Below are 12,686 nucleotides of genomic sequence, written 5' to 3'. Positions count from 1 at the left end.
GGGGCCGCTACGCGGCCCATGGCGAATGAATTCGCCCCTACAGGGCCTGAGCCGATGGTGGGCCGAGAGTCACCCCTCTCCCGCTTGCGGGAGAGGGGCTGGGGGTGAGGGTAGTTACAGGCTGGCTGACTGCCGACCAGTTTCGTCGGTTGGTGCGGGCGGCGTTCCGCTAGAGCGCAGCGAAACCCAACGTTGTGGCGCCTGTGCCAGGCCACATTTGTCTCGGACTTGCCCAGTTGATTGAAATATTTTGGCGCCACAATTCCAGCCAACAGGCCGAGCACCACCAGCGCAACCAGGAGTTCGAGGAGGGTAAAACCCAGTTCGGGTCGACGAAAGGTCTTCATGGGGGCCCCCAGTGGGTGTCACGAGAGGAGGCTACGCAAGAGCTATGCACGACGAGCGGGCGAGAGGGGCGACACACCGCCCGTCGCATCACCCGGCTCGTGCTTTGCTGACGTTACAGCACTCGGAAACCCGAAAGCATTGGCCCTGACAGGGGAGAACAATGATGAAAGTGCCCACCCTGGTGCTGTTCAGCATCCTTGCGACCACCACATTCGAAGCCCACGCCGACATCTATCAGGTGGTCTCTGCCAACGGCAGCATCTTCCTCACCAACATCCACCGAACGGACCGGAATCTGGTGCGCGTGGCCCGGGAGAGACCGGTGCTGGTCAGGGCTCCGAACCTCATCCATCCAACACGCAAGCTCCCGCGCAGGGCTCCGAGAAAGGCTCCGCGCTACGCCCTTATCGTTGCCCAGGCGGCTTTCGAGTACGACCTGCCGGTGGAGCTGCTGCATGCCGTGATCACCACCGAATCCAACTACGATCCCTTCGCCCTTTCGCCCAAGGGTGCGGCCGGCCTGATGCAGCTCATGCCCGACACCGCAAAGGATCTGGGCGTGCACGACGTGTTCGACCCGACCGCCAATATCCGCGGTGGCGCGCGCTACCTCAAACGCATGATGAGGATGTTCGACAACGACGTTTCCCTGGCCCTGGCCGCCTATAACGCGGGCCCCGGGGCAGTCCTCGCCTATGGCAGCGCCATTCCTCCCTACCCTGAAACCCAGCGTTATGTGCCCAGCGTCCTGGAGCACTACCAACGTCTCCAGGCCGACGCGAAACGACCCCGCTAGTGGGATATTCCCCAGATGCGGGGGGCGTTTTCTGCCAATGAAATCGTCTGAGGAGAAGGGCAGTTGCACTGCCCATAGCGATTGAAATCGCCCCACATCGATTGCATCCGGGCCAAGGATTGAGGACCCGGTTTTTCTGTGGGGGCGACTTCAGTCGCCAAGCAGGCCGAAGGCCTGCCAATGGGAACAACCGGGCCGCCCTTCACGCTTCGCCCAACACTCCCACACCCCACCATCCCGCTCCCCCGGTCTTGTGCATAACCATCTGAACTCATTGGCTTTCCTGTGGTGGCACAGGCATTGCCCGGACAGTCCTGCCCTCTTTGGCATCCGTGCACCTGATACCGAGGTCAGCCAAGATGAACCGGACTAACCCTTCGAACAGTGCAACCCCCAAATCCCTTGGTGCCCAGGGGGCATCCCTTTACCTCGGCGGTGCCCTGCTTTCGCAGACGTCCACGCCGTAGGGGGGGCCGACGGCGCGGGAGCTCACCGCCTTCGACAGGCAGAGGTCGAGGGTGCGGCCGTGGGTGTCCTGGTACCAGGCGGCGAAGGAACCGATGTCGGGGTTGTAGGGGCCGGGATCCACGGCCTACAGGGCGGCGGGTGCCTGGTCCGCCGCGACGATGAGAAGGATCGAGGTGGTGGTCTTGGGGAGTGTGCGTTGCATGAGCTTTCCCTCTTGCAATGTGGGCGCCTTGCTGCGGATTCGCCGTGCCACAGGCTGGCTGCCCGGCCCTCCGCAGCGAGCGTGCCAGTGTTTCGAAATCGCCTCTCCAGGCCGCGCTGCTCAAGGCTTCCGGTTGTGGCGTAAAAAGTCGCCGACACTGCCGCCGAGGTGGGGGAGTCCCCCCAGAACTGGGTGAATTTGGGGGTGGTGGGGGAGTGGGGAAAGCCCGGGGGAAACCGGGGAAGCCGCGTGCTAGGAGGCTTGCACGGTGCCTGGGAAAAACAGGCCTGGTTTATGCACAGGCACAAGCGTCCAAGGCCCCCCGGTTGGCACGACGGGACGAACCCATCACGCAACGCATAGGAAGGCTTCCATGAGCGCTCTGTCAGTGATCTGGGATAGGTACGCAATCGGCAAGACCGGCGATTCCCCGCCGCCGCAATTCAACCTGTTGCGTTGGTTCTCGCTGGTCAGCCTGGTGGTGATCGCCAGTGTGGCCATCGGCCTTGGGATCATCTCGACGCGCTTCGTGGTGACCGAGAGCATCGAACGCGACGCGATGCTCAGCTCGCAGTTCATCCAGTCCATCGCTTCGGCCGAAATCCGCCACGTGGCGCTGCCGGTGAGCATGACCATGGGCGAGTTGCTGGACGCCCGCCAGGACGGCCACCACCCGCAGAGCATGCTGGAAGCGCGGCAGCGGGCGCGCAATGAATTCCTCGACCACATCGCGATGCTGCCCGATGCCCTGCTGGCCAATATCTACGGCGCCGACCGGGTGATCGTCTGGTCCACCAACCCGGCGCTGGTGGGGAGGGACATGAGCGGCAACGAGGACCTGGAGCAAGCCTTCTCCTCGCCGCAGCAGGTGGCCACCAGTTACGACGAGGTCACCAGCGGGCGCAGTGAGCAGAAATTCCTTCGCGCCCCGCGCACCCTGTTCATCGAGAACTACATTCCGCTGCTGGATGAGCAGGGCAACGTGGCGTCGGTGGTGGAGATCTACAAGGAGCCCCGCGACCTGGTGCAGCGCATCCAGCGCGGCTTCGTGCTGATCTGGCTGGCCACTGCCATTGGCGGTGGGCTGATCTACTGCGGCCTGTTCTGGATCGTGCGCCGTGCCCAGGGGCTGCTGGCCCAGCAGCAGAGCCAGTTGATCGCCAACGAGACCTTCGTCGCCCTCGGCGAGATGTCTTCCGCCGTGGCCCACAGTCTGCGCAATCCGCTGGCGTCGATCCGTTCCAGCGCGGAACTCGCCCAGGAACTGGTTGCCCCGCCAGTGCGGAAGAACATCGCCGACATCATCAGCCAGGTGGACCGCATGTCGAAGTGGGTGCGCGAGCTGCTGATCTCGGCGCGGCCGCTGTCTGGAGATATCGAGGTGGTGGAGCCGGTGGCGGTGATCAACGAGGCACTGCATGGTTTCGACCAGCAGATTCGTCACTCCGGCGTGCGGGTGGAGTTCCACGCCGAGTCGGCGCCGGCGGTGGTCAGCCACCGGGTGCTGCTGGCGCAGGTGCTCAACAGCCTGTTCGCCAACGCCATCGAAGCCATGCCCAACGGTGGCCTGCTGCGCATCGAGGTCAAGCCCGACGGCTCCGGCACGCGCCTGCTGCTGGCCATCACCGATACCGGCCAGGGTATGACGCGCAAGCAGGAAACCATGGCCTTCAAGCCCTACTACACCACCATGCAGGGCGGCCTCGGCGTCGGGCTGGTGATGGTCAAGCGAATCATGGAACGCTTTGGCGGCAAGGTCAGCCTGACCAGCCGCGAGCGCGAAGGCACCCGCATCTGCCTGAACTTCAAGGTCGCTGGGGGGCGCAGGTAATGGAGCACAGCGTACTGATTGTCGAAGACGACGAGCTGCTGGCCGGGAATATCCAGACCTACCTCGAACGCAAGAACTTCGAGGCCCTGGTGTGTCACTCGGCCGAAGAGGCGCTGGAGTTGTTGCAGGACCAGGTGCCCGACGTGCTGCTCACCGACAACTCCCTGCCGGGCATGAGCGGCCATGAGCTGATCCGCGAGGTGAGCGCCCGTGCGCCGCAGATCAAGCCGATCATGATGACCGGCTACGGCAACATCGAGGACGCGGTGCAGGCGATGAAGGCCGGCGCCTTCCACTACCTGACCAAGCCGGTGGCCCTGGCCGAGCTCAAGCTGCTTCTGGAAAAGGCCCTGGAGGCGCAGCGCCTGGAGCACAAGCTGGACTTCTACCACAGCCGCGCGGCGCAGGACGCCGGGCTGGCGGCGCTGATCGGCGATTCGCCGGCGATGCTGGAAGTCAAATCCATGGTGCGCCAGTTGCTGGATGCCGAAAGCCGCATGGTCGACGCCGAGCTGCCGGCGGTACTGATCGAAGGCGAGACCGGCACCGGCAAGGAACTGATCGCCCGTGCACTGCACTTCGACGGCGTGCGGGGCAAGGGGCCCTTCGTCGAGTTCAACTGCGCCTCGATTCCCGCGCACCTGTTGGAGGCCGAACTGTTCGGTCACGAGAAGGGCGCCTTCACCGATGCCAAGGATCGCCGCCTGGGCCTGGTGGAAGCCGCCGACGGCGGCACCCTGTTCCTCGACGAGGTGGGCGAGATGGACCTGGTGCTCCAGGCCAAGCTGCTCAAGCTGCTGGAAGACCGCACCATCCGCCGCATCGGCTCGGTGAAGGAGCGCAAGGTCAACCTGCGCATCATCAGCGCCACCAACTGCAACCTCGAACAGATGGTGCAGCAGGGGAAATTCCGCCGGGACCTGTTCTTCCGCCTGCGCATCATCTCCATCCGCGTGCCACGGCTGTATGCGCGCGGCGACGACATCCTGCTGCTGGCCCGGCATTTCCTCAAACAGCACGGCAAGCGCTATGGCAAGCCGGGGCTGCAGTTCTCCGCCGAGGCCGAGCACCTGCTGCAGAGCTACAGCTGGCCGGGCAACGTGCGCGAGCTGCGCAACATGCTGGAACAGACCGTGCTGCTGGCCCAGGGCCAACTGGTGACCGCCGCGCAACTGCACATCTGCCCGACCCTGGTGGACGAGCCTTCCGGCCACTACCGCACCCACGGCAATGGCAACGGCCAGGGCGCCGAGCCTGAGGTCGAGCGGAACATCGTCATCCGGATGCTCGACAAGACCGATTGGAACGTCACCAAGTCCGCCCGCCTGCTGGGCGTGACGCGGGACATGCTGCGCTACCGAATCGAAAAACTGGGCCTGGTGAGGCCGGATCGCCGTCACTGATCCACCTCCAGGCACGGCGCCCTGGGCGCCAGAGTTCCCTAGCACTCCCTCTCGCCTGCACGGGAGGAGGAGATCCTTGTGGCCGGGCTGCGATCCTGCTCGCATCGCTGCATCGTCCACCGGGGTTCGGTACCCTCACACCGGCCCCGATTTCTTATTCCAGGCGCCAGCTCCGCAAAGGGCTGGCGCCTTTGTTTTTGGTGGTGTGTGGCAGGACTGCGTCCTGCTTGGCGAATGAATTCGCCCCTACAGGTTGGTGCGTCCGGCGGAACGCGGAGTTGCCGGCGTGAGTCACCCCTCGCCCGCCTGCGGGAGAGGGGCCGGGGGTGAGGGGGGGCCGGCCAGCGCGGAAGCCTGGAAGTACGTAGGGTGAATGACGCTTTTTTCATCCACCAGCGAGGCCCAGCCGGGCTCCATCTGGTCGACGAGAAGGCGCCGTCCACCCCACGCAATCAATACCCCTGAACTTTGGTCGTTCCTGCGCTTCTACCGGGATATGCATCCGTCAATGCGAGGGAGCCGTCATGATCGTGAGCATCGACCTGGACCGTGGCCTGTGCAGCCTGCTGCTCAACAGCCAGTTGGTCGAACTGCCTATTAACCAGGTGGTCGTCGGCACCGACGAAGCCCTCGACGCACCGGTGATCCACTGCGTGGATGGCGACGCGGTGATCAGCGAGGTCCAGGCGCAGATGCTGATCGGCATCGGCGCCAGGGACGCGCGCAAATGGCCGTCCGGCAACTGCGGGAAGAAAGGCTGAACGAAGCGGTACAGCTGCGGCTCCAATATTCATGAGCCCTGACCTTTCACGAGGTGCAGCATGAGTAGCGAGCGAAGAAGCGGTGTGTCCGGTAACGAGAAGAAAGTCCAGGACGACTTCCCGCGCTGGCTGATCGACCCCGATTGCGTCGACCTGGAACTGGAGCGTGACCCTGACGATCCGCTGTTCGACACCACCCTGGATGACGCGGAAGCCTTCCGGCATTCCCACCGGGGGTGAACGAGAACCGTTTTTAGATGTGGCGTTGTCGAAATGTCTGATGGCAGAATGAAATCAAGCGACATGGACGTCACCCATTTCTCCCGGCCAGGAGCAGGCCGACCCCCCTAAAGTTCTCTCCGGGATTCCCGACACAAGAGGGAGCCGCCGAGAACTGCGGCTGTACCCATACCTCGAACGGAATCCCCTTCATGCTGCTGCGCAATGTCAGTCTGCAGACCAAGATCCTGCTGGCCTTCACCCTGGTGAACCTGATCAGCATCGGGACCTTCATCAGCTACGCCCAATACGTCAAATCCATCGACATCCGCGCGCAGATGGACAACCGCCTGCGTGCCGCAGCCCATGCGGTGCCGCGACTGCTGGGGAGTGATTACCTGGACCGTGCCCGCAGCGCGGAAGGACTGAAGGACGGCGAGTACCTGGCGCAGGTGAGCAACCTGGGCGAGTACGCCGCCGAGGTGGACCTCAAATTCGCCTACACCATGATGGTGGATAGCGCCGGCCAGGTGTTCTACCTCTCCGACGGTGCCAGCGCCTCGGACATCGCCGGGGACAACTACGCCAAGCACCTGGAGCACTACGCGGACGCCAGCCCGGCGGTGATCGCGGCGGCCCGCAGCGGCAAGGCGCAGTTCGATGAATACACCGACAGCTACGGCACCTTCCGTTCCATCTTCCTGCCATTGCGCACCGCCAGCGGCCAGCCCTTCGTGGTGGGCGTCGACGTCACCCTCGACAGCCTGAACCAGGCCATCACCGACAGCCTGAAGAGCCTCCTGCTGATCGGCGCCGTGACACTGGCCATCGGCCTGCTGCTGTCCTGGCTGGCCACGCGGATGCTGGTGCACGCCATCCGCCGGCTCACCGGCCAGCTCAACCACATCGCCGACAGCCGCGACCTGTCCCGGCCGCTGACGGTACTCAGCGGCGACGAACTGGGGCAGATGGGCTCGCGCCTGTCCGGCCTGCTGCAGGACCTGCGCCAGACCCTGTCCGGCGCGTCGGGCATGGCCGACAGCAACCAGCAACTGGCCGACACCTTCCTGCTCCGTGCCGACGACATCACCCGACAGATCCAGCAGGCGGCCCGGCAGTTGGCCGACGTGGACCAGCACGGCCAGTCCATCCGCCAGGCAGCGGGGCATTCTTCCAACCTGGCCGGCGCCGTGCGGGACAACCTGGAGCGTGCCAGCGGTGAACTGAGCCGCGCTCACCAGGAACTGCAACGGCTGATCGGCGATGTGCACGGCAGCACCTCGGCCAACGTCGAACTGGCGTCCGACCTGGACGGCCTGAGTCGTGAGGCCGAACAGATCGGCAAGGTGCTGCAGATGATCGCGGGCATTTCCGAACAGACCAACCTGCTGGCCCTCAACGCCGCCATCGAGGCAGCCCGGGCCGGTGAGGCGGGGCGTGGCTTCGCCGTGGTGGCCGACGAGGTGCGCAAGCTGGCCGGCCAGACCCAGAGCGTGCTCGCCGATGCCCACAGCGTGATCGACCAGGTCACCCAGGCCATCCGCCAGATCGCCCAGCGCATGGGCAGCACGGCGGAACGTTCGCGGGCCCTGGCCGGCGACGCCGACGAAGCGCTGGAAGCCCTCGACGGCCTGGTGCGGCAGATGGGGCAGGTGAGCGGTAACGTGGACCAGGCCCTGGCCAGCAGCGAGGAAATCCAGCACGCCGTGGCCGACATGTCCGGCCGCCTGGGCGGCATGCGCGATGCCTTCGAGCACACCCGCCAGGATGTGGACGCCATCAACCGTTCCGCCGCCGAACTTGGCGATACCGCACGGGCCCTGAAGTCCGGCTTGGGCGTCTTCCGCACCTGATCCGCCGCATGCAGGCGCCGACTCGCTTCGCGGACCAGCTCGCCAAGGGCCGCGCAGCGGCCCCGTAGGGTGGAAATCGCTCTTCATTTCCACCGTTGGCGTCCAACGCCGCACCGTGGTGGTGGATGAAAAGAGCGTCATCCGCCCTACCTATCGATCGACTTGGTGCCTCGCCCATTCGCCAAAGGCCGCGCAGCGGCCCCCTCCATCCAATGCACTCCCGGCATTGAAAATATAGGAACAAGGCATTTGTCCCGGTCCGGGGCCTGGTTTTAAATGCAGGCTCTTATTCCGTAATTGACTTTTAAAAAATCAAATTAGATTTAAACGGAATAAAGATATGACCTTGCACCCAGGGGGGAGCCCATGAGCAGAACCGCCGCAATGCCCGTCCCGCGCCATCCCGAGCGCCGCTGTCGCTGACCGCGCGCCACGCCGGATTCCCGTAACCGCCAGCCCCATTCACCGTCGCGCCGAACGCGCGATGCGGCCCCCTTTTGCCCGGGCCTTTGCACAGGAACATCGTCCATGCCGTACCGTCGACTTGCCCGCGTCGCCAGGCCCCTGGCCCTGCAACGCCTGACTACTCCCGAATACGCCCTGACCCTGTTGCTCGCCCTGGGCGGCCTGGTCGCGCCAGCCCATGCCGAGGACGCTGCCTCCAAGCCCGCCGCCAAGGAGGACACGGCGCTGGAGAAAGTCACCGTCACCGCCCGCCGTCGTGAGGAAGACGTGCAGGAAGTGCCGACCCCCATCACCACCCTGAGTGGCGACAGCCTCGAGGCGCAGAAGGTCTACAAGGTGCAGGACCTGCAGCAGGTGCTGCCCAGCGTCAACGTCGCCTACATCCATGCGCGCCAGTCCAGCGTCGCGGTGCGCGGCATCGGCAACAACCCGGCCAGTGACGGCCTGGAAGGCAGCGCCGGCATCTACCTGGACAACATCTACCTCGGCCGTCCGGGCATGGCGGTGTTCGACCTGCTCGACGTGGAGCAACTGGAACTGCTGCGCGGCCCCCAGGGCACGCTGTTCGGCAAGAACACCACGGCGGGCGTGATTAACATCAGCACCCGCAAGCCCACCTTCACCCCGGAGCGGAACCTGCAGCTCTCCGGTGGCGAGCGCGGCTACTTCCAGGGCAAGGGCACGGTGTCCGGGGCGCTGACCGAGTCTGTCGCCGGGCGCCTGTCGTTCTACCGCACCCGTGAGGATGGCTACATCGACAACCAGCACGACGGTCGCACCTTCGTCGGCGGTGAGCGCGAGGGCGCGCGCGGGCAGTTGCTGTTCGAGCCGAACGAAGACTTCAGCTTGCGCTGGATCACCGACTACAACCAGGAGGACTCCACCAACGGCGTGTGGGCCCTGTATGGCGTGTCGGACCGCTTCCGCCAGCGTGCCGCGCTGATCGGCGCCAACCCGCAGCTCGATGTGAAGAAGCGTGAGGTGAACATCGACTCCGTGCAGTCGGTGAATGTCTGGCAGGGCGGCTCGTCAATCGAGGCCAACTGGAACCTGGACAGCGGCTACACCTTCACCTCCATCAGCGGCTACCGCTACTGGCACTTCGTACCGCACAACGATGCCGACCTCACCGATGTCTCGGCGATCATCGACAGCGGGGTCGAAGTTCACGACCGGCAGTTCTCCCAGGAATTCCGCCTGGCCTCGCCCACCGGCGGCGCCTTCGACTACGTGGTGGGCGCCTACCTGTTCAACCAGAACCTCGGCAACAACACGCGCACCCAGTACGGCCCCTTCGCCGACCTGTACCTCACCGGGGTGAACCGCAACCTCCTGAACAACGTCTCCACCCAGACCAACGGCAAGATCGAGACCGACAGCTTCGCCCTGTTCGGCCAGGGCAACTGGCACATCACCGACCGCCTGGACTTCACCGTCGGCCTGCGCGGCACCTACGAAGAGAAGCAGGCGCGCCTGCACCGCTTCGCCCCGGTGGGCGGCGCGCCCCTGACCGGGCCGCTGGCGGCTGCACGGCAGGCGCAGCTGGGAGCGCTGGATACTGGTGACTTCGGCCTGCACAACGCCGCGCCGTCCGGGCTGCTGAGCCTCAGCTACAAGATCAGCGACGGACTGCTCGGTTACGCCAGCCTGGCCCACGGCGAGAAGTCCGGCGGCGTGAACCTGGTGGCGCCGGTGGCGGGGCTGGGCAGCGACTCGCTGATCGTCGGCCCCGAGCGCGCCAACGACGCTGAGCTGGGCTTCAAGAGCACCCTCGACGATGGCCGCCTGCTGCTCAACGCGAACATCTACTGGACCGGCATCCACGGCTACCAGGCGACGACCCTGACCACCACCGCGGCATCGCTGACCCCCGTGTCGGTGCTGGCCAACGCCGGCAGCGTGCGCTCCCGTGGCGTCGAGTTCGAGTCCACCTGGCGACCGTTGCGCGGCCTGACCCTGAACTTCAACGGATCGTTCAACGACGTCACCTACCTGAGCTTCAAGGACGCGCCGTGCCCCGGCGAGATCAACACCGTGACCCCCACCGCCAAGTGCGACCTGACCGGTGAACGGGTGGTGGGCGCCTCGCGCTGGATCGGCAACGTCAACGGCGAATACAGCTGGCAGACCGGCAGCGGCCTGCGCCCCTACGTCAACGCCAGCTACTCCTACCGCTCCGAGGCCGCAGGCACGCTGGACAACTCCGAGCTTTCGAAGATCGATGGCTACGGCCTGGCGAACTTCGCCGCCGGCGTCCGCGCCGACCTCGGTGACGGCCTGCTGGACACCTCGCTCTGGGTGCGCAACGCCTTCGACAAGGACTACTACCTGACCGCCTTCGCCTTCAGCAACGGCGCCTATACCGCCTCGGTGGGCCAGCCGCGCACCGCCGGCGTGACCCTGCGCTACGACTTCTGAACCACCAACGGACTGATACGGGAGAACCTCATGAGCAGCACAGTCACTGCCCTGCGCCAGCCCCTCGACGGGCTGCGCATCGAACCCCTGGCCGCACCCCTGGGAGCCGAAATCCATGGTCTGGATGGCCGGCGTGATCTGACTCCGGCGCAGATCCTGGCCCTCAAGCAGGCCCTGCGCGACCACCACATCCTGATCTTCAAGAACCAGGAACTGGATGACGCGCAGTACCTGCGCTTCACCTCCTGGTTCGGTTCGGTGTTCCAGCCCCATTCGGATTACCTGGTGCTGTCCTCGGGCAACGATGGCAAGGCGCCGGACATCGTCAAGGTGGCCAATACCGAAGACGGGGAGCTGAGCAACATCGCCCTGCCGGCCCACAGCGACCACCACTGGACGCCGACGCCCTCGGCAGGCTCGCTGCTCTACGCGCTGGAAGTACCGGAGGAGGGCGGTGAAACCACCTGGACCAACCTGGCCCTGGCGTACAACGCGTTGGATGAAAACACCCGTCGCGAGATCGATGGCCTCAAGCTGATCAACTACAACCCCTTCGTGCGCCTGCGCGATGGCTACAACCTCGGCATCACCTACCGCACGCCGGACATCGACCCCATCCAGGGCACCGAGCACCCGCTGGTGCGCACCCATCCGGAAAGCGGCAGGCGACTGCTTTACCTCGGCGTGCACACGGAAGTGGAAATCCCCGGTTACGCCCCGGAGAAGGGCATCGAGTTGATCGGTCGCTTGCGCGAGCACCTGAAAGACCCGCGCTTCGCTTACACCCATCGCTGGGAAGTGGGCGACATCGTGTACTGGGACAACCAGGCTACCCTTCATGCCCGCAACGGCTTCCCGGCGACCCAGCGCCGCCGCCTGAAACGCATCAGCCTGGCCGGCAGCCGGCCCTTCTGAGGAGAAATCGACCATGACTACATTGTTCATCGCCCCCGGCGCCTGCTCGCTGGCTTCCCATATCGCCGTGCGCGAACTGGCGCTGCCGATCCAGATCGAAAAGGTCGCCCTGCGGGTCCCGGATTCCCCCATTCACGCGATCAACCCCCTGGGCCGGGTGCCGGCGCTGCAACTGGATGAAGGCACCGTACTGACCGAGAACAGCGCCATCCTGCCGTTCCTTGCCGACCAGGCGCCGGGCACCTCGCTGTTCGCCCCGGCCGGCAGCGTCGAACGCGCGCAGGTCCAGGGCTGGCTGGGCTACCTGTCGGCGGAGGTGCATACCGCCGCCTTCCGTCCGCTCAACCGCCCCGAGCGTTACTCGGCCGACGAAGCTGCGCATGCGGGCATCCGTGCCCAGGCGCGGGAGCAATTGTTCAGGGCATTCGAGCACATCGAGCGGCACCTCGAAGGCCGCCAGTGGTTGGTGGGTGAGCGCTTCACCCTGGCGGACATCTACCTCGGCGTCTTCGCCACCTGGCTGACCCGTCTGGGCACCCCCTTCGACGGCCTGACCAACATCGCCCGCCTGCGGCAGCAGTGGCTGGCCCGCCCGGCCGTGCAGGAGGCCCTGAAGGCCGAGGGGCTGATCCAGGGCTGAGCACAAGGCCGACCTCTGTAGCTTGGTCTGGTCGGTAGGGTGCGCCGCGCGCACCAGCGGAGTTTGTGGTCGCGACCAGCGTTCATCTGACGCCGAATCGGTGCGCATGGCGCACCCTACGGGACCGGCCCTCGCTCCGAAATACTTCGGTAGGGTGCGCCGCGCGCACCGCCGGAGTTTGTGGTCGCGACCAGCGTTCATCTGACGCCGAATCGGTGCGCGTGGCGCACCCTACGGGGCCGGCCCTCGCTCCGAAATACTTCGGTAGGGTGCGCCGCGCGCACCAGCGGAGTTTGTGGTCGCAACCAGCGTTCATCTGACGCCGAATCGGTGCGCATGGCGCACCCTACGGGGCCGGCCCTCGCTC

Annotated in this window: 10 protein-coding genes and 1 pseudogene; 9 read left to right on the top strand and 2 right to left on the bottom strand. The window is 65.4% G+C overall.

Annotation, left to right across the window (positions count from 1 at the left end):
• A partial coding sequence (locus tag E8E91_RS23045; protein WP_280379109.1) for a prepilin-type N-terminal cleavage/methylation domain-containing protein occupies positions 1-347 on the bottom strand: 347 nt, incomplete at its 3' end.
• Between the two features lie 164 nt (positions 348-511).
• Between E8E91_RS23045 and E8E91_RS23040 the strand changes: the two genes are divergently transcribed.
• Entirely contained in the window at positions 512-1,144 is a 633-nt protein-coding gene (locus tag E8E91_RS23040; RefSeq protein WP_280379107.1) for a lytic transglycosylase domain-containing protein, read from the top strand.
• A 481-nt stretch (positions 1,145-1,625) separates the two neighbouring features.
• Here the strand turns inward: E8E91_RS23040 and E8E91_RS23035 are convergent.
• Positions 1,626-1,814 (bottom strand): annotated as a pseudogene (locus E8E91_RS23035) (hypothetical protein); the annotation flags it as partial.
• 373 nt (positions 1,815-2,187) lie between these two features.
• Here E8E91_RS23035 and E8E91_RS23030 point away from each other — a divergent pair.
• From E8E91_RS23030 to E8E91_RS22995, 8 genes are all read left to right on the top strand, one after another.
• Complete coding sequence (locus tag E8E91_RS23030) at positions 2,188-3,645, top strand: ATP-binding protein (protein WP_280379106.1); 1,458 nt, start codon at positions 2,188-2,190, stop codon at positions 3,643-3,645.
• Positions 3,645-5,048 (top strand): sigma-54 dependent transcriptional regulator, encoded by a 1,404-nt coding sequence (locus tag E8E91_RS23025; protein WP_280379104.1) that lies wholly within the window; start codon positions 3,645-3,647, stop codon positions 5,046-5,048. Before E8E91_RS23030 ends, E8E91_RS23025 begins: the two co-directional genes overlap by 1 nt.
• A 524-nt stretch (positions 5,049-5,572) precedes the next feature.
• A complete protein-coding gene (locus tag E8E91_RS23020) occupies positions 5,573-5,809 on the top strand; it encodes a DUF3203 family protein (protein WP_280379102.1) in 237 nt (78 codons plus the stop codon).
• A gap of 60 nt (positions 5,810-5,869) precedes the next feature.
• Entirely contained in the window at positions 5,870-6,049 is a 180-nt protein-coding gene (locus E8E91_RS23015; RefSeq protein WP_280364431.1) for a hypothetical protein, read from the top strand.
• A gap of 191 nt (positions 6,050-6,240) precedes the next feature.
• Complete coding sequence (locus E8E91_RS23010) at positions 6,241-7,881, top strand: methyl-accepting chemotaxis protein (RefSeq protein ID WP_280379100.1); 1,641 nt, start codon at positions 6,241-6,243, stop codon at positions 7,879-7,881.
• A 528-nt stretch (positions 7,882-8,409) separates the two neighbouring features.
• Entirely contained in the window at positions 8,410-10,764 is a 2,355-nt protein-coding gene (locus E8E91_RS23005; RefSeq protein WP_280379098.1) for a TonB-dependent receptor, read from the top strand.
• 30 nt (positions 10,765-10,794) lie between these two features.
• Complete coding sequence (locus E8E91_RS23000; RefSeq protein WP_280379096.1) at positions 10,795-11,679, top strand: TauD/TfdA family dioxygenase; 885 nt, start codon at positions 10,795-10,797, stop codon at positions 11,677-11,679.
• Positions 11,680-11,692: 13 nt separating this feature from the next.
• Positions 11,693-12,319, top strand: coding sequence for a glutathione S-transferase C-terminal domain-containing protein (locus E8E91_RS22995; protein ID WP_280379094.1), 627 nt, complete (start codon positions 11,693-11,695; stop codon positions 12,317-12,319).
• Positions 12,320-12,686 lie beyond the last annotated feature (367 nt).

Source organism: Pseudomonas sp. BN515 (assembly GCF_029873155.1).
GTDB lineage: Bacteria > Pseudomonadota > Gammaproteobacteria > Pseudomonadales > Pseudomonadaceae > Metapseudomonas.
Note: the sequence above shows the minus strand (reverse complement) of the source record. Positions and strands in the feature narration are given on the sequence as shown.